Raw genomic sequence first — 17,158 nt, forward strand, 5'->3', positions numbered from 1 at the left:
ACTTACGCCTCCTCGTCCACCCAGCTCATGAGCTTGCGCAGCTTCTTGCCGGTGGTCTCCAGCAGGTGGTTCTCGTCGGCCTTCTTGTACTCGTTGTACCGCGGCAGACCGGCGTTGTACTCGGCGATCCAGTTGTTGGCGAAGGAGCCGTCCTGGATCTCCGCGAGGACCTTCTTCATCTCGGCCTTGGTGGCGTCGGTGATGATGCGGGGACCGGTGACGTAGTCGCCCCACTCGGCGGTCTCGGAGATGGACCAGCGCATCTTCTCCAGGCCGCCCTCGTACATCAGGTCCACGATGAGCTTCAGCTCGTGCAGGCACTCGAAGTACGCGATCTCCGGCTGGTAGCCGGCCTCGGTCAGCGTCTCGAAACCGGCCTTGACCAGAGCCGCGGTACCACCGCAGAGCACGGCCTGCTCACCGAACAGGTCGGTCTCGGTCTCCTCGGTGAAGGTCGTCTTGATGACGCCCGCACGGGTGCCGCCGATGGCCTTGGCGTAGGACAGCGCGAGCGCGAAGCCGCCGCCGGTGGCGTCCTGCTCGACGGCCGCGATGCACGGGACGCCGCGGCCCTCCTCGTACTGACGGCGCACCAGGTGGCCCGGGCCCTTGGGGGCGACCATGCACACGTCGACGCCGGCCGGGGGCTTGATGAAGCCGTAGCGGATGTTCAGTCCGTGACCGAAGAACAGCGCGTCACCGTCCTTCAGGTTGTCCCTGATGGACTCTTCGTAGACCCGCGCCTGGATCGGGTCCGGGACCAGGATCATGATGACGTCGGCCTCGGCCGCGGCCTCGGCGGGGGTGACCACGCGCAGGCCCTGCTCCTCGGCCTTCGCCTTGGACTTGGAGCCCTCGTGCAGGCCGACGCGCACGTCGACGCCCGAGTCGCGCAGCGACAGCGCGTGCGCGTGGCCCTGGCTCCCGTAGCCGATGACCGCGACCTTGCGGCCCTGGATGATGGACAGGTCGGCGTCGTCGTCGTAGAACAGCTCGGCCACTTCGGGTCTCTCCTTGGTGATCTGGGGGGTTGCCCACACAGTACGTCCGCGGGCTGAATCAAGTGTGGCGGTCTCGCTATGCGGTCCGGTCGAGGGCGCGCAGGGAGCGGTCGGTGATCGAGCGGGCACCGCGGCCGATCGCGATCGTGCCGGACTGGACGAGTTCCTTGATGCCGAAGGGCTCCAGCATCTTCAGCATGGCCTCCAGCTTGTCGGCGCCGCCGGTGGCCTCGATGGTGACCGCCTCGGGTGAGACGTCCACGGTCTTGGCGCGGAACAGCTGGACGATCTCCACGATCTGCGAGCGGGACTCGTTGTCGGCGCGGACCTTCACCAGGACGAGTTCGCGCTGGACGGCGGAGGAGGGCTCCAGTTCGACGATCTTCAGGACGTTCACCAGCTTGTTGAGCTGCTTGGTGACCTGCTCCAGCGGGAGGTCCTCGATCACGTTCACCACGATGGTGATGCGGGAGATGTCGGGGTGCTCGGTGGTGCCCACGGCGAGGGAGTCGATGTTGAAGCCGCGGCGGGAGAACAGGGCGGTGATCCTGGCCAGGACACCGGGCTTGTTCTCCACCAGGACGGAGAGCGTGTGCTTGGACATGTCGCGTCGTTCCTCTGCTTCTCTCTCGGTCCTCAGTCGTCCGCGGCGTCGCCGAAGTCGGGGCGGACGTCACGGGCGGCCATGATCTCGTCGTTGGAGGTGCCGGCGGCGACCATCGGCCACACCATGGCGTCCTCGTGGACGATGAAGTCCACGACGACCGGGCGGTCGTTGATGGCGTTGGCCTTCTCGATGATCTCGTCCAGCTCCTCGGGGGACTCGCAGCGCAGCCCGACGCAGCCCATGGCCTCCGACAGCTTCACGAAGTCCGGGACGCGGGTGCCGGCCGGCGGGGTCTCGCTGACGCCCTGGTGGGAGCCGCGGCCCGCGTTGGTCTCACCGGCGTGCAGGACGGTGTTGGAGTAGCGCTCGTTGTAGAAGAGCGACTGCCACTGCCGGACCATGCCCAGGGCGCCGTTGTTGATGATGGCGACCTTGATCGGGATGTTGTTCAGCGCGCAGGTGACCAGTTCCTGGTTGGTCATCTGGAAGCAGCCGTCGCCGTCGATCGCCCACACGGTGGAGCCGGGCCGGCCGGCCTTGGCGCCCATGGCGGCGGGGACGGCGTAGCCCATGGTCCCGGCGCCGCCGGAGTTGAACCAGGAGTTGGGCCGCTCGAAGGAGACGAACTGGGAGGCCCACATCTGGTGCTGGCCGACGCCGGCCGCGAAGAGGGTGCCCTCCGGAGCCAGCTCGCCGATCCGCTGGATGACCTGCTGCGGGGACAGGCTGCCGTCGGCGGGCAGGTCGTAGCCGAGCGGGTAGGTCTCGCGCAGCCCGTTCAGCAGTTTCCACCAGTCGGTGTAGTCGCCGCGGCGGCCCGCCTCGTGGTCGGCCTGGACGGCGACGATCAGGTCGGCGATGACCTCACGGGCGTCACCGACGATCGGCACGTCGGCCACGCGGTTCTTGGAGATCTCGGCCGGGTCGATGTCGGCGTGCACGATCTTGGCGTACGGGGCGAAGGAGTCGAGCTTGCCGGTGACCCGGTCGTCGAAGCGGGCGCCGAGCGCGACGATCAGGTCGGCCTTCTGCAGGGCCGCGACGGCGGAGACCGAGCCGTGCATGCCGGGCATGCCGACGTGCTGGGAGTGGCTGTCGGGGAAGGCGCCCAGTGCCATCAGGGTGGTGGTGACCGGGGCGCCGGTCAGCTCGGCCAGGATGCGCAGCTCGCCCGTGGCGCGGGCCTTGAGGACGCCGCCGCCGACGTACAGCACGGGGCGCTTGGCCTCGTTGATCAGCCGGGCGGCCTCGCGGATCTGCTTGGCGTGCGGCTTGGTGACCGGGCGGTAGCCGGGCAGGTCGGTGGCGGGCGGCCAGGAGAACGTGGTCTGCGACTGCAGGGCGTCCTTGGCGATGTCGACCAGGACCGGGCCGGGGCGGCCGGTGGACGCGATGTGGAAGGCCTCGGCGATCGTGCGCGGGATCTCGTCCGCGTTGGTGACGAGGAAGTTGTGCTTGGTGATGGGCATCGTGATGCCGCAGATGTCCGCCTCCTGGAAGGCGTCGGTGCCGATCGCCTTGGAGGCCACCTGACCGGTGATCGCGACGATGGGGACCGAGTCCATGTGGGCGTCGGCGATCGGGGTGACCAGGTTGGTCGCGCCCGGGCCCGAGGTCGCCATGCAGACGCCGACCTTGCCGGTGGCCTGCGCGTAGCCGGTGGCGGCGTGGCCCGCGCCCTGCTCGTGCCGGACCAGGACGTGGCGCACCTTGGAGGAGTCCATGAGCGGGTCGTACGCGGGCAGGATCGCACCACCCGGGATGCCGAACACCGTGTCGGCGCCGACCGCCTCAAGAGAACGAATGAGGGACTGGGCGCCCGTGACGCGCTCGGCGGGAGTGGGCTGCGGCGCGGCGCCGCGGGCCCGCGGCTGCGGGTGGTGGGCCCCGGTGGCCTGCTCGGTCATCTGGTTCTCATCTCTCAGGAGTTTGAGGGTGGAGAGGGCGGTATGTCTGGATCCCAGGCAACAAAAAACCCCTCGTGCCGGCAGGCAAGCGAGGGGAGCGCGTCGGTGCGTTCCACGAGGCGGTCAGGGGCCCCGGGTCAGCCGACGCGCTTTCCAAGTACGAGAATTCGGGTGCGCATGAATCTGACCTTCCTCCTCGCGAGCAGGGAGTGTCAAGCGGGTGGGACGGGCGTCTCATTATTTGAGCGTAGCTCTTCCGCCTTCCGTGTGCCGCGCACGGAGATCCGGGCGCTGCCCAGCGCAGTCGGGCCGTCGGGCACGGGGTAGCCCCCGCGGGTCAGGGAGGAGCGCAGCCGGTGCTCGTCCACCGGCCCCGAGAATGCCATGCCCTGACCATGGGTGCAGCTCATCTCCCGCAGGGCCAGCACCTGCTCCGGGCGGTCCACGCCCTCGGCCACCGAGCGGATCCCGAGGTCCTCGGCGATGCGCAGCAGCCCCGCGGTGATCTTTCGCAGCCGTGGGGACTCCACGACGCCCTCGGTGAGCCCCCGGTCCAGCTTGAGCACGTCGACGGGGAGCCGCCGCAGCGCGTTCATGGGCGCGTAGCCGCTGCCGAAGCCCTCCAGGGCGATGCGCACCCCGAGCCCGCTCAGCGCGGTCAGCCGCCGCTCCAGCTCGTCCAGGGAGATCCGCGGGTCCTGGTCGGCGATCTGCAGGACGAGGGAGTCCGGCGGCAGCCCGTGCCGTTCGAGCAGGGCCTCGACGTCCCTGGTGGGCAGCTCGCGGTGCATCAGGCGCCGGGTGGACAGGCGTACGGCGACGGGGACCGGGCAGCCCGCGGCATGGCGCAGCGCGGCCTGGCCGACCGCCTCCTCCAGCAGCCAGCGGGCCAGCTGCGCGGTGCGGTCGGTGTCCTCGGCGACCCGCAGGAACTCCGCGGGGGTGAAGAGGATGCCCTGGGCGGAGCGCCAGCGGGCCTGCGCCTCGACGGCCGTCACCTCGCCGGTGCCGAGGTCGACCACGGGCTGGTGGAGCAGGGCGAACTCGCCATCGCGCAAGGCCGTGCGCAGCCGTCCCGCGAGCTCGGCGCGGCGCACCACCTCGGCCTGCATGGCGGGCGCGTACATCTCGACCCGGCCCTTGCCGGCCTGCTTGGCCCGGTACATCGCCAGGTCGGCGTTGCGCAGCAGCTCGCCGGGGCTCACCCCGGGATCGGCGAAGGCCACGCCGATGCTGGCGGCCACCCGGACCTCGGTGCCGTCCACCCGGTAGGGCTCGGAGAGGGCGGTGCGGAGCCGGTCGGCGACCTCGTGGACCTGGTACTCGCGCAGATGGCGATCGGCGCTGGTGCCGCAGATGAGGGCGGCGAACTCGTCGCCGCCCAGGCGGGCGGCGGTGTCACCGGCGCGCACCGAGTCCTGCAGGCGCCGCGCCGCCTGGACGAGGAGCTCGTCGCCGGCCTGGTGCCCGACGGTGTCGTTGACCGCCTTGAAGCCGTCGAGGTCGATGAAGAGCACCGCTGTGGTACCGGTGTCGCCGTCGCCGGCCCGGCGGCCGCCGATCGCCTGGCGGATGCGCTCGGTGAACAGGGCACGGTTGGGCAGGTCGGTGAGCGGGTCGTGCGAGGCGTTGTGCTGCAACTGGGCCTGGAGGCGGACCCGCTCGGTGACATCGCGGCTGTTGAAGATCAGGCCGCCCTGGTGGCGGTTGACGCTCGACTCCACGTTGAGCCAGCTGCCGTCCCCGTGCCGTATGCGGCACTCGATGCGCGTGGCGGGTTCCTCGGTCGCGTGGGCGGCCAGGAAGCGGCGCACCTCGTGCACCACCCGGCCCAGGTCCTCGGGATGGATGTGGGTGGCGAACTCGGTGCCGACCCACTCCTCGGGATCACACCCGTACACGCCCCTGGCGGCGGGGCTCACGTAGCGCAGCACGCCGGTCGGGGAGGCGATCATGATGACGTCGCTGGAGCCCTGCACGAGCGACCGGAAGTGGTTCTCCTTCTGGGCCAGCTCCTGGGTGAGGGCCATGTTGTCCAGCAGCATGATGCCCTGGCGCACGACCAGGGCGAGCACGACGGTGCAGCCGGTGAGGAGCACCACCCGGTCGCTCTTGCGGCCGTCGATGACGTTGTAGAGGATCCCGAGCACGCAGACCGCGGCGGCCAGGTAGGGGGTCAGCGCCGCCAGCGAGCCGCTCATCCGGCGGCCCTGCTCCTGGTGCCGTGCCCTCGTCCCCCGCTCGGCGGTGTCGCGTTCCCCGACCCATGGGGCGTAGGCGAGCAGCATGCTGCCGGCGAACCATCCGGCGTCCAGGATCTGGCCGGAGGTGTAGTGCTCGCGCAGCAGGGGCGAGGTGAACAGCGCGTCGCACAGCACCGTGAGGGCGAGGGAGGCGATGGCGGTGTTCACCGCCGCCCGGTTGGCCGTGGAGCGCCGGAAGTGCAGCGCCAGCACCATGCTGACCAGCATGATGTCCAGCAGCGGGTACGCCAGGGACAAGGCGATGCGTGCCGTGCCGCGGCCCTCCCACAGGGCCGTCTGGGCCAGGGCCAGGGTCCACGAGAGGGTCAGCAGGGAGCCGCCGATGAGCCAGGCGTCCAGTCCGAGGCAGACCCAGCCGGCCCGGGTGACCGGCCGCTTGGCGAGCACCAGCAGCCCGATGATCGCCGGAGGCGCGAAGAGCAGGAAGCAGAAGTCGGCGACCGAGGTACGCGGCACATCACCGCGCAGCACGACCTCGTACCATCCCCAGATGCCGTTGCCGAGTGCCACCATGGCGGAGGAGACGGCGAACAGCGCCCACGCGGGGCGATACCGGTCGGCGGCGGCCCTGCGGACGTAGACGAGGCAGGAGACGGCCGCGGCCAGCGCGGCCGCGGAGAGCCCGAAGTCGCCCATGACCAGGGCCAGCCGGCTGGAGCCCCAGCCGAAGGCCGAACCGATGGCGTAGCCGCCGCAGAGCACGACCAGCAGCATCTGGGGCAGCAGGCCGGTCCGGTTGCCCGGCGCGGGCGCCTGCGAGAGGACCGCACCGGGCGTGCTCACGGCGTCGTCCCGTGAAGCCGCGAGCGTCCCCGGCACGGTGTGCCGCGGTCCAGCGTCGGATGCTCTCTCCATTGGCCGTACATCGCCCGTCGCCCCCCATCAAGTCCTGAGTCGTCCCACGCCCGTTCGCGGCTCGCCGAGCCGCCCCGGTCGTGCTCCCCCAGTGCGGGACGATACACCAGTCCAGTCACTCAGGGACATAGTTCCTCTACACAGCGTGACCACGCGTAGCGTCCTGCCCCACGCGTGCGGCACCCGGTGCCAGGCGCGCGGTCAGGTGGTCACGACGACGTTCGCGAGGTCATGGCCGGCCGCGAAACGGCGCAGTTGCTCGCGGAGCAGCCGCTTCGCCCTGGGCAGGAAGGCGGAGGTGCTGCCGCCCACATGCGGGCTGACCAGGACACCCGGGGCGTGCCACAGCGGGTGGCCCGGAGGCAGTGGCTCCGGATCGGTGACATCGAGTGCCGCCTGGAGCCGGCCGGCCTCCAGCTCCGCGAGGAGGGCCCTGGTGTCCACCACGGGTCCGCGGGCGACGTTCACCAGCAGGGCCCCGTCCTTCATCCCGGCCAGGAAGCGGGCGTCGGCCAGATGGCGGGTGGCCGGGGTGAGCGGCGTCGACAGGACGACCACGTCCGCCTCCGGCAGCAGCCGGGGCAGGTCCCCCAGGGCGTGCACGGGGCCGTGCGGGGAGCGGCGGGCCAGCCGCGCGACCCGCGAGACACGGCATTCGAAGGGGGTGAGCCGGTCCTCGATGGCGGCACCGATCGATCCGTAACCGACGATGAGCACGTGCTTGTCGGCGAGCGCCGGGTAGAAGCCGGAGTGCCACTCCTCGGCGTCCTGGCCGCGGACGAAGCGGGGGATGCCACGCAAGGCCGCAAGGGTGAGGGCGACGGCCAGCTCGGCGGTGCTGGCCTCGTGCACCCCGCGGGCGTTGCACAGCCGCACACCCGGTGGGAACTCCCGAAGGTGGGGTGCGACGTGGTCGACGCCCGCGCTGAGGGTCTGCACCACCTCGAGCCCGGACATCAGGGGCAGCGGGCGGCCGGCGACCTCCGGGCCCTTCATGTAGGGCACCACGTAGAACGCGACGTCGGCGGGGTCGGCCGGGAACTCCTCGTCGCCGTCCCAGAAGCGGTAGTCGAGTTCGGCGGGGAGCCCTTCGACGTCCTCGGCGGGGATCGGGAGCCAGACCGTGGGGCGGTGGTTCCGGGTGATGTCAGCCATGGTCAGGAGGCTATGGCACAGTGGGGCGGCGCGAGAGGTCAGCGGAGGTCAGCCAGGTGGAGCGCAGGACGGTCGGATCGGCGGCCCTGGAAGTGGGCGCCGTCGGCCTGGGATGCATGCCGATGAGCTGGGCGTACACCGCGTCCCGGCAGGACGGCGAATCGTCACTGCGCGCCGTCCACGCGGCGGTCGACCACGGCACGACGCTGCTGGACACCGCCGACATGTACGGGCCGTTCACCAACGAACTGCTGCTGGGGCGGGTGCTGAGGGAGCGTCGCCGGGAGGTCTTCGTCTCCACCAAGTGCGGACTGCTCGTCGGTGAGCAGCACCTGGTGGCCAATGGCCGCCCCTCATACGTGAAGCGGGCCTGCGACGCGTCGCTGCGGCGGCTGCAGACCGACGTGATCGACCTCTACCAGTTGCACCGGGCCGACCCCGAGGTCCCCGTCGAGGAGACGTGGGGCGCGATGGCGGAGCTGGTCGCGGCGGGCAAGGTGCGCGCGCTGGGGTGGTGCGCGGTGGGGGCGCGGGCGGCCCGGCGCGCGGGCGCGGGCATGTACGACGAGACGCTGCGGCAGTTGCGCCGCGCCCAGCAGGTCTTCCCGGTGAGCTGCGTGCAGGCCGAGCTGTCGGTGTGGTCTCCCGAGGCACTGGCGGATCTGCTGCCCTGGTGCACGCAGCGCGGGGTCGGCTTCATGGCCGCGATGCCGCTCGGCAACGGCTTCCTCACGGGCACGCTCACCCCGGGCCAGGGCTTCGAGCCGGACGACGTACGGGCCCGCCATCCCCGGTTCACGGCCGAGATGATGGCCGCCAACCAGCCGATCGTCGCGGGCCTGCGCAGGGTCGCCGGGGCGCACGGCGCGACGCCCGCGCAGGTCGCGCTGGCCTGGGTGCTGGCCCAGGGACCGCAGGTCGTGCCGATCCCCGGGGCGAAACGGGAACGGTGGACGACGGAGAACGCCGGCGCCGCGGAACTGCGGCTGTCCGACGAGGACTTCGCGGAGATCGCGGCGCTGCCGCCGGCGCGGGGTTCCTGGGACTGAGGTGCCCGTCGGGTCCGGCGGGGCCGAGGGAACCTGCGGGACTTGCCTGAGGGACCTGCGGGACTTGGGGGACTCGAGGGACCGAATGAGGCGGGGGGCGGCGAGGAAGTCCACGGCCGGCGGTGGGAACCACGAACGGCCGGGCGGTGTAGTGATGGACGTGATGTTCTTGGAGTCCGAGCCGGAGAAGCCCCGGGAGGAAAGCGTGGGACGCCGTGCCGCCGTCGTGACCGCCGCGCTGGCCAGTGCCGCGCTGCTCGCCACCGGATGCTCCTCGGACGGTGACCCCGCCCCGCCTCCCCCGGCCTCCGCCTCCGCGAGTCCGTCGGCACCGGCCTCGGGCGGCACGGAGGAGCCCTCGGCGCCGGCGAAGGGCACGGCGGAGGTCACCGGCACCGTCGCGACCGGGCTCAGCACCCCGTGGGGCGTGGCCGTCCTGCCCGAGGGCGATCTGCTGGTGGCCTCCCGGGACACCGGCCGGGTCGTCAGGGTGGCCGCCGGCAGTGGCCGCACGACGCAGGCCGGCACGGTGCCCGGGGTCTCCCCGGGGGGCGAGGGCGGCCTGCTGGGGCTCGCCGTCTCGCGGGACTTCGCGACCGACCACCTGGTGTACGCGTACTTCACCACCGCCTCGGACAACCGCATCGCGCGCATGCTCTACGACCCGGCAAAGCCGGCCGGGGAGCAACTGGGCGCCCCCGACACCATCCTGCGGGGCATCCCGCACGGCGCCATCCACAACGGCGGGCGGATCGCCTTCGGCCCCGACGGCATGCTCTACGCGGGCACCGGCGAGAGCGGCGACCGGGGCCTGGCGCAGGACAAGAAGTCCCTGGGCGGCAAGATCCTGCGGATGACCCCCGACGGCCGGCCCGCGCACGGCAATCCCGAGGCGGACTCCGTCGTCTACTCCTACGGGCACCGCAATGTGCAGGGCCTCGCCTGGGACAGCCGGGGGCGGCTGTGGGCCTCGGAGTTCGGGCAGGACACCTGGGACGAGCTCAATCTGATCGAGCCCGGGAAGAACTACGGCTGGCCGGTGGTGGAGGGCCTCGCCCGCCGCGAGGGCTATGTGGACCCGGTCGCGCAGTGGCGTACGGACGACGCCTCGCCCAGCGGCATCGCCTACGCCGACGGCTCGATCTGGATGGCCTCACTGCGCGGTGCCCGTCTGTGGCGGATCCCCCTGGCCGGGACGAAGGCCGCGGCCGACCCGCAGGCGTTCCTCGCGGGCGAGTACGGCCGGCTGCGCACCGTCGTGGCCGGTCCGGACGGCGGGCTGCTGCTGACCACCAGCAACACCGACGGCCGGGGCGAGCCGCGCAAGGGCGACGACCGGATCCTGCGGCTGCGGGTGAGCTGACCCACGACACCCCGGAGGTGCGATGTTCAACGCGCTGGACGAGCTGTTCGCGCCGGGCCGCAGGCACGCCGAGGACGAACGCAACCGCCTGGAGCTGGTGCGCGACGAGGAGGGCGACGCGGATCCCGGCCGGGGCCCGGTCGACCTGGACTCGGGCACCGTCCTGATACGTCCGCCTCGGGCCGGCCGGCCATCCGCCGTCAGGCCGTGACGGCCGGCTCTGCCGGCCGGTTCAGCCCGGCTGCCCGGCGAACAGCCGCAGCCGGTGGGCGAGCGCGGCCGCCTCGCCACGGCCTGAGACGCCGAGTTTGGCGAGGATGTTGGAGACGTGCACGCTCGCGGTCTTCGGCGAGATGAACAGCTCCTCCGCGATGCGCCGGTTGGTGTAGCCGGCGGCGACCCGGCGCAGCACCTCGCGCTCGCGCGCGGTCAGGCCGAAGGGTTCCGGTTCCCCGGCTGCCTCGGGGGCGGCGTCCGCCTCCTCCAGCGCCAGCCGACCCCGCCGGGCGAGCAACCGGACGGCGTCCCGCAGCGGCACGGCGCCCAGCGAGTCGGCGACCTCGCACGCCCGGCGCAGCAGGCCGGCCGCGTGGTCGCGGGCGCCGGCGTCGTGCCGGGCGAGCAGGGCCTCGGCGTGCCGGAGCCGGACCAGGGCGAGCGAATACGGGCGGTCGAGGCCGGCATAGGCCTCCTCGGCGGCGGCCCAGCGCCCGGGATCCGTGCTCCCCTCGGCGCGCAGCAGTTCGGCCTCGACGAGCAGGGCGTGGGCGGCCCACACCGGGGACCGCCGGGGCAGCCGGCCCGCCGCCTTGCGGATCAGGGCGAGCATCTCGGGGCGCCCGGCCTCCGCGCCGGGCAGCCCCAAAGCGTCCGCCTCCACGGCCGCCGCGGTGTGCAGCATCGGCCAGACGTAACGGTGGAACGCGGGCGGGAACCCGGCCTCCAGGGCGGCGCGCACCGCGGCCCGGGCCTCCAGGAAGCGTCCGCGCCCGGCGGCGACGGCGATGGTCAGATGACGCAGTGGCAGGGTGTTCTGCGGCTGGTGGTCCTGGGGGCCCAGATGGTCCCGCGCGGCAGCGACCTCGGCCTCGGCGCGGTCGTACTCCCCGCGCAGCACGGCGAGATGGGCCAGCAGCGTCGCGGCCCAGCCGAGGTAGAGGGCGTGGTCGGTGCCCTCCCGGCCGCGGGCGGCGACCTCGGCCGCCTCGTCCCAGCGGCCGAGGGCGAGCAGGGACTCGGCCTCGTTGGCGGCCGCGAAGGTGGCGCCGTCGCGCAATCCGTGGCGGGTGGCGCTCTCCACGCCCCTTCGGGCCACCTCGATCGCCTCCTCGGAACGGCCCACGGCCTCCAGCAGGGCGGCGAGGTTGGCGTCGGTGTTCACCGTGAGGTTGCCGTACCGGGCGGCGGCGGCCCGCTCGCGGGCGGCCTCCAGTTCGGCGATGCCGGCATCGGCGTCGCCGGCGTCGGCGAGCAGGATGCCCAGGGTGACCCGGGCGTGGAGCTCGGTCTCCTCGGCGCCGACCAGCCGGGCCAGTTCGATGGCGCGCTCCGCCGTGGCGATGCTGTCCGGCCCCGGGTCGTGCATCATGTCCCAGCCGGCCGCGCTCTCCAGCACCTCGGCGTGGACCGGGGACGGCGGCAGCCCCCGGACGAGTTCCTGGGCCTCGGCGATCTCCGCCCAGCCGTCACCGCGGCCCATCGCGACCATCAGCCGGGAGCGCTGGATCCAGAACCAGGCGGCGCGCAGCGGGTCGCCGGAGCGCTCCAGCAGGCGCAGAGCGCGCTTGGTCACCTCGTAGGCGCCCTCGCGGTCGGCGCTGAGACGCGCGGCCACGGTCGTCTCGGCGAGCAGGTCCATGTACTGCAGGGGCATGCTGCCGGGGTCGCAGCCGCCCGGGTCGCCCACGCCGGGGGCCAGGGGAGGGAACACCTCGACGTAGTCGGCGGCCCGCAGTTTTTCGCGGACCTCCTCGGGGGTGCCGTCCCACAGTTCCAGGGCGCGTTCGAGCAGCCGGTGCTGTTCGGCGTAGGCGTGCCGGCGCCGCGCCTCGACGGAGGCACTCAGCACGGCGGGCAGCGCCTTGCCGGGCTCGTGGGCGTGGTACCAGTAACTGGCGAGCCTGGCCGGGAGTTCGTCGGCGGGTACCAGTCCGGGGGCGGCCTCCAGGACCTGTGCGTAACGGCGGTTGATGCGGCTGCGTTCACCGGGCAGCAGATCGTCGCCGACGGCCTCGCGGACCAGCGAGTGCCGGAAGCGGTAGCCGTCGCCGTCGTCGGTGGGCTGCAGGATCTTGGCGCCCACGGCGGAACGCAGGGCCTCGATGAGCTCGTCCTCGCCGAGCCCGGCGACGGCCTCCAGCAGCCGGTACTCGACGGCGGAGCCGCCCTCGGCGACGACGCGGGCGACGCGCTGCGCGGTCTCGGGCAGCGTCTCGACCCGGACGAGCAACAGGTCGCGCAGGCTGTCGCTGAGGCCGGCGCGGCAGCCCTGCGTGATGCTGCAGGCGAGTTCCTCGACGAAGAACGGGTTGCCGTCGGAACGGCCGAAGACCCGGTCGACCAGGCTCGATGAGGGCTCGGCGTCGAGGATGCCGGCGACCTGGGCGCGGACCTCGGCGCGGTTGAAGCGGGACAGTTCCAGGCGCGCGACGGAACGCATCCGGTCGAGTTCGGCGAGGAAGGGCCGCAGCGGGTGGCGGCGGTGGATGTCGTCGGAACGGTAGGTGGCCAGGACGACGAGCCGGCCGCGGGAGAGCGAGCGCAGCAGGTAGCCGAGGAGTTCGCGGGTCGAGCGGTCGGCCCAGTGCAGGTCCTCCAGCGCGACCACGAGCGTGCGCTCCTCCGAGAGCCGCTCCAGCAGCCGCGAGGTGAGCTCGAACAGCCGGGCGCGGCCGTGCTCGTCGCGCTGGTCGGCGAGGAGGTCGGGGCCGTCCGTCCCGCTCAGTCCGGGCAGCAGGCGGGCGAGTTCGCCCTCACGGCCGGCGGCCGCGGCGACCAGTTCGTCGCCGAGCCGGCGGTGCAGGGCGCGCAGGATCGTCGCGACGGGGGCGAACGGCAGTCCGTCCGCGCCGATCTCCACGCAGGCGCCGACGGCGGTCACGGTTCCCGGTCCGTCCTCGGCCGCGGCGAGGAACTCCTCCACGAGCCGGGTCTTGCCGACGCCGGCCTCGCCGCCGATCACCAACGCCTGCGGCTCGCCCGCGTGGGCGCGGGCGAGCGCGGAGGTGAGGCGGGTCAGTTCGCGGGCGCGGCCGACGAACACCGGGCTGACCGACTGGTTCTGCACGTTCCCGAGCATCGCACGGGGCCCTGACGGCGCGGTACCGGTTTCCACCGGCACCACGGTGCTCATCCGGCGGCCTTCAGCCGCCGGGTGAGGCGGCCGGCCCTCCTTCCGTGCCGCCTTCCCTCGTCCTGGCCGGCGGCGGCCGCGCGCCGGGCGCCGGCGGCCCGGCCGGCCTTGCGAGCGGCCTCGCGGGCCTGCTGCGCCAGGCGGTGTTCGGCGGCCTCGCGCAGCAGTTGCTCCGTCCGCTCACGGCCCAGCAGTTCGTGCATGTACATCTCGCGCTCCTCGGGTTCGGACCGATGTTCCGGAGTCGTTCTCCGTGCCATCAGCCTCGTCCCCAAGGGGTGTGGGGCACATCGGGCAACCGCCCAGGCTTCGGGGGTGATGATGCCTTAGGGCGTGTCGTCACATGAGCGCCGGCCGCCCGGAGGGCGGGCCCCGCGGTGTCTGGTGCGGTGCATCGCAAGGCGGAGAGTCGTCCTCGTAGTGGGCTTCTCGGACGATTCGACAACGCAGCCAGGTGCCGTGCCAGGCGTCGCGGGGCAGGCGGGCATGTGACAAGACGCCCTAGGCCGCACGGCGGACCGCTCAGGTCGCCGGGAACCGCACGGCCGCCTCCTCAGATGCCTCAGCCGCCCGACGAGACCGGCGCCTGTGCCACGGTCGGCAGCCCGCCGAAGAGGTCGAACCACGTCCCGGCCGCGACGAACAGCCCGAGCACGCCGAGGACGAGACCGCCCCAGGCCACGCCGCGCACCCAGGGTGCGGCGTTCCGTCCGGCGAGCAGCACCGCGCCGAGGACGACGAGGCAGGCCAGTGCGCAGACGCCGTTGACGGCGGCCGTGGTGTGCCAGGGGGCGCCATATATCTGCTCGATCTGCTGGGCGGCGCTGCCGGAGGAGGCGTTGATCTGCCCGACCAGCTGCCGCCGCTCGGCCAGTACGGTGCCCAGCCAGGTGCCGGTGAGTGACGCGAGGCCGAGAGCGGCGCCCACGACGGCCGCGGCGCCCGGGACGACGCCGGCGGGGCGGGGTGCGGAGGCGGCTGCGTCCGGCGCGTCAAGGGTGCCGGTCCCGTCGGGGTCGTCGGTCTCGTCTAGGTCGTCGGGCGCGGCGGGCGCCTGCGGCTCGCCGGATGCGGCGGGCTCGGCGTCGGGCGCGGTCGCGGGCGGCGCGACCTCGTCCTCGGTCCGGTCGAGCTCGGCGTCCGCGGCGAGTTCGCCGGCTGCCGCCCCGTGGGTCTTGGTGGTCTCCATGGGCGGCAACCGTACGGTCAGATTCTGAGAGCCTTCTGAGAGCCGGACACGTCCGCGGCGGGCGCGGCGGCTTCCGCCGGGCCCTCGATGCAGATTCGTGGCAGCCGGTGCTCCAGCCAACGGGGCAGCCACCAGTTCCAGTCGCCCAGCATGTGCATCAGCGCCGGCACGAGCAGCGTCCGCAGGATGAAGGCGTCCAGTGCGACCGCGGCGGCCAGGCCGATGCCGAACATCGCGATCACACGGTCGCCGCTGAGCACGAAGGCCAGGAAGACGGAGATCATGATGACCGCGGCGGAGTTGATCACTCGGCTGGTCTCGGCGAGACCGACCCGGACCGCGCGGCGGTTGTCATGGGTCTCGCGCCACTCCTCGTACATGCGGCTGACGAGGAAGACCTGGTAGTCCATGGAGAGCCCGAAGAGCACCGAGACCATGATCACCGGAAGGAAGGGCTCGATCGGGCCGGCCGCCCCCAGTCCCAGCAACTCGCTCCCCCAGCCCCACTGGAAGACGGCGACCACGATGCCGAAGGACGAGGCGACGGCGGCGACGTTCATGACCGCGGCCTTGAGCGGGATGCCGAGGCTGCGGAACGCCAGCAGCAGGAGCACGCAGCCCAGGCCGATGACGGACCCCACGAAGAGCGGGAGCTTGCCGACGATCACCGAGGCGAAGTCCGCGTAGCCCGCGGTGACACCCCCGACGTACACCTCCAGGGAGGTGCCCTCGGTGGCCTCGGGGATGACGTCCTCGCGCAGGTGGGTGACGAGCCGGTCGGTGGCCTGGTCCTGCGGGGAGGTGGTGGGGACGACGTCGATGACGTCCAGCCCACTGGCGTGGCGGGCCTGCTTCATGTGCACCGCGGCGACGCCCTCGGTGTGCCCCAGGACGACGGTGAGCTGTTCCAGCGCCGCGCGGTCGGCGGCGTCACCGGACTTGGCGACCAGTTGCAGCGGTCCGTTGAAGCCGGGCCCGAAGCCCTCGGAGAGCATGTCGTAGGCCTGGCGGGTGGTGCTCCCCGCGGCGCTGTTGCCCTGGTCTGAGGCGCCCAGGTGGAGGGAGGTCGTGGGCAGGGCCAGGACCGCCATGACGACGGCGGCGACCGCGCCGAGGACCTTGGGGTGCCGTTCGACGAACGCCGACCAGCGGGCCGCGAACCCGGTCGGCAGTTCGGGTGACGGCCCGTGCTCGACCAGCCGGCGGCGCTCGCGGCGGCTGAGCGCCTTCGTGCCGATCGTGCCCAGCAGCGCGGGCAGCAGCGTCACGGAGGCGGCGACGGTGAGGATCACGGTGAGGGAGGCGGCGATCGCGACGCCGCCCAGGAAGGACAGCCGCAGGATCAGCATGCCGAGCAGGGCCACGCAGACCGTGCCGCCGGCGAAGACCACCGCCCTGCCGGTCGTGGCGACCGCCTTCTCGGCGGCCTCCCGCACCGGCAGGCCCTGTTTGAGGCCTCTGCGGTGGCGGGTGACGATGAACAGGGCGTAGTCGATGCCGACGCCCAGGCCGATGAGCAGGCCGAGCATCGGGGCGAAGTCGGCGACCCTGATCAGGTGGCCGAGCAGTTCGATGGCCATGTACGCGGTGCCCACGCTGACCAGCGCGGTGACGATCGGCATGAACATCGCGAAGAGCGAGCCGAAGGCCATCAGCAGCACCACGGCCGCGACGGCGACTCCCAGGACCTCGCTCATGTGCCCGCCGCCGCCCTCGGTGAGCGCGATGGCGCCGCCGCCCAGGGCGACCTGGGTGTTGTCGTCGGCTGCGGCCCTGGCCGTGTCGACGACCTCGCGCACCTGGTCCGCGTGCAGGTCGTCCGAGGGCCTGTCGAACATCACGGTCGCGTAGGCGGTGTGTCCGTCCTCGCTGATCTGCGCGGCGCCCTCGGTGCTGTAGGGGCTGGTCACCGAGGCGACCCCGGGGAGTCCGGCCACCTTGTCCAGCGTGCCGGTCAGCCGCTCCCTGACGGACGCGACGCCGACGGTGCCCTTGTCGGTGTGCCAGACGATCGTGTCGCTGTCCCCGGCAGAGCCCGGGAAGGCCTCCTTCAGCAAGGCGGTGGCCTTGCTGGAGTCGGTGCCCCTGATGTCGTAGTCGTTCGAGTAGGCCGACCCGGCAAGCAGGGCGGCCGTGGACAGACCGAGCAGGGCGACGAGCCACAGCAGGACGACGGCGAGACGGCGGTTGAGGCACCAGCGGGCGAGTGCAGCCATTGCTCTCCTGGGATTGCGCGGATCTTTCAGGCCGGGGAAGAGCCCGAAAAGAACACAACACGTACGTCCTCGACTGAACCAGGAAGAAAAGATCGTTGGCCGCATTAGTGCGTTTAATCACACCCCGAGAGGGGAATTTATGCGGCCCTTACAAGCCGCGGACCTGCGACGACACGAAAAGGGGGCGGGCCCCCGACCGG

12 protein-coding genes are annotated in these 17,158 nt (G+C 72.4%); 3 read left to right on the forward strand and 9 right to left on the reverse strand.

Features of this window, described 5'->3' with window-relative positions:
- Window positions 1-2: 2 nt before the first annotated feature.
- The 5 genes from ilvC to AC3EUJ_RS10065 form a co-directional block, all read right to left on the reverse strand.
- A complete protein-coding gene (gene ilvC / locus AC3EUJ_RS10045) occupies window positions 3-1,001 on the reverse strand; it encodes a ketol-acid reductoisomerase (protein WP_431960706.1) in 999 nt (332 codons plus the stop codon).
- Window positions 1,002-1,077: 76 nt separating this feature from the next.
- A complete protein-coding gene (gene ilvN / locus AC3EUJ_RS10050; protein ID WP_361792575.1) occupies window positions 1,078-1,605 on the reverse strand; it encodes an acetolactate synthase small subunit in 528 nt (175 codons plus the stop codon).
- A 32-nt stretch (window positions 1,606-1,637) separates the two neighbouring features.
- Window positions 1,638-3,515: an acetolactate synthase large subunit gene (locus AC3EUJ_RS10055; RefSeq protein ID WP_431960708.1), complete on the reverse strand. Its 1,878-nt coding sequence runs from the start codon at window positions 3,513-3,515 to the stop codon at window positions 1,638-1,640.
- A gap of 212 nt (window positions 3,516-3,727) precedes the next feature.
- Window positions 3,728-6,562, reverse strand: coding sequence for a putative bifunctional diguanylate cyclase/phosphodiesterase (locus AC3EUJ_RS10060; protein WP_431960709.1), 2,835 nt, complete (start codon window positions 6,560-6,562; stop codon window positions 3,728-3,730).
- A 273-nt stretch (window positions 6,563-6,835) separates the two neighbouring features.
- A complete protein-coding gene (locus AC3EUJ_RS10065; protein ID WP_431960710.1) occupies window positions 6,836-7,789 on the reverse strand; it encodes a 2-hydroxyacid dehydrogenase in 954 nt (317 codons plus the stop codon).
- A 56-nt stretch (window positions 7,790-7,845) separates the two neighbouring features.
- On the opposite strand from AC3EUJ_RS10065, the gene AC3EUJ_RS10070 reads away from it, so the two are divergent.
- From AC3EUJ_RS10070 to AC3EUJ_RS10080, 3 genes are all read left to right on the forward strand, one after another.
- Complete coding sequence (locus tag AC3EUJ_RS10070) at window positions 7,846-8,838, forward strand: aldo/keto reductase (protein WP_431960800.1); 993 nt, start codon at window positions 7,846-7,848, stop codon at window positions 8,836-8,838.
- 226 nt (window positions 8,839-9,064) lie between these two features.
- The gene (locus tag AC3EUJ_RS10075; protein WP_431960801.1) at window positions 9,065-10,201 is read left to right on the forward strand and encodes a PQQ-dependent sugar dehydrogenase; all 1,137 of its coding nucleotides are present in this window, start codon (window positions 9,065-9,067) and stop codon (window positions 10,199-10,201) included.
- 22 nt (window positions 10,202-10,223) lie between these two features.
- On the forward strand, window positions 10,224-10,412 hold the full coding sequence (locus AC3EUJ_RS10080) for a DUF6191 domain-containing protein (protein WP_431960711.1): 189 nt from the start codon (window positions 10,224-10,226) through the stop codon (window positions 10,410-10,412).
- 21 nt (window positions 10,413-10,433) lie between these two features.
- On the opposite strand, the gene AC3EUJ_RS10085 is transcribed toward AC3EUJ_RS10080, so the two are convergent.
- The 4 genes from AC3EUJ_RS10085 to AC3EUJ_RS10100 all read right to left on the reverse strand — a co-directional run bounded on the left by AC3EUJ_RS10085 (window position 10,434) and on the right by AC3EUJ_RS10100 (window position 16,958).
- Window positions 10,434-13,499, reverse strand: coding sequence for a helix-turn-helix transcriptional regulator (locus AC3EUJ_RS10085; RefSeq protein WP_431960802.1), 3,066 nt, complete (start codon window positions 13,497-13,499; stop codon window positions 10,434-10,436).
- Window positions 13,500-13,549: 50 nt separating this feature from the next.
- Window positions 13,550-13,762, reverse strand: coding sequence for a hypothetical protein (locus AC3EUJ_RS10090; protein WP_431960712.1), 213 nt, complete (start codon window positions 13,760-13,762; stop codon window positions 13,550-13,552).
- A gap of 353 nt (window positions 13,763-14,115) precedes the next feature.
- The gene (locus tag AC3EUJ_RS10095; protein ID WP_431960713.1) at window positions 14,116-14,742 is read right to left on the reverse strand and encodes a hypothetical protein; all 627 of its coding nucleotides are present in this window, start codon (window positions 14,740-14,742) and stop codon (window positions 14,116-14,118) included.
- 17 nt (window positions 14,743-14,759) lie between these two features.
- Window positions 14,760-16,958: an MMPL family transporter gene (locus AC3EUJ_RS10100; protein ID WP_431960714.1), complete on the reverse strand. Its 2,199-nt coding sequence runs from the start codon at window positions 16,956-16,958 to the stop codon at window positions 14,760-14,762.
- Window positions 16,959-17,158: the final 200 nt, after the last annotated feature.

The organism is Actinacidiphila sp. bgisy160, from assembly GCF_057707815.1.

Bases quoted from the DNA above. Each gene is read 5' to 3' on its own strand.
- AC3EUJ_RS10090 (WP_431960712.1), bottom strand. From the start codon at position 13,762: ATGTACATGCACGAACTGCTGGGCCGTGAGCGGACGGAGCAACTGCTG.
- AC3EUJ_RS10055 (WP_431960708.1), bottom strand. From the start codon at position 3,515: ATGACCGAGCAGGCCACCGGGGCCCACCACCCGCAGCCGCGGGCCCGC.
- AC3EUJ_RS10080 (WP_431960711.1), top strand. From the start codon at position 10,224: ATGTTCAACGCGCTGGACGAGCTGTTCGCGCCGGGCCGCAGGCACGCC.
- AC3EUJ_RS10085 (WP_431960802.1), bottom strand. From the start codon at position 13,499: ATGCTCGGGAACGTGCAGAACCAGTCGGTCAGCCCGGTGTTCGTCGGC.
- ilvN (WP_361792575.1), bottom strand. From the start codon at position 1,605: ATGTCCAAGCACACGCTCTCCGTCCTGGTGGAGAACAAGCCCGGTGTC.
- AC3EUJ_RS10100 (WP_431960714.1), bottom strand. From the start codon at position 16,958: ATGGCTGCACTCGCCCGCTGGTGCCTCAACCGCCGTCTCGCCGTCGTC.
- AC3EUJ_RS10095 (WP_431960713.1), bottom strand. From the start codon at position 14,742: ATGGAGACCACCAAGACCCACGGGGCGGCAGCCGGCGAACTCGCCGCG.
- AC3EUJ_RS10065 (WP_431960710.1), bottom strand. From the start codon at position 7,789: ATGGCTGACATCACCCGGAACCACCGCCCCACGGTCTGGCTCCCGATC.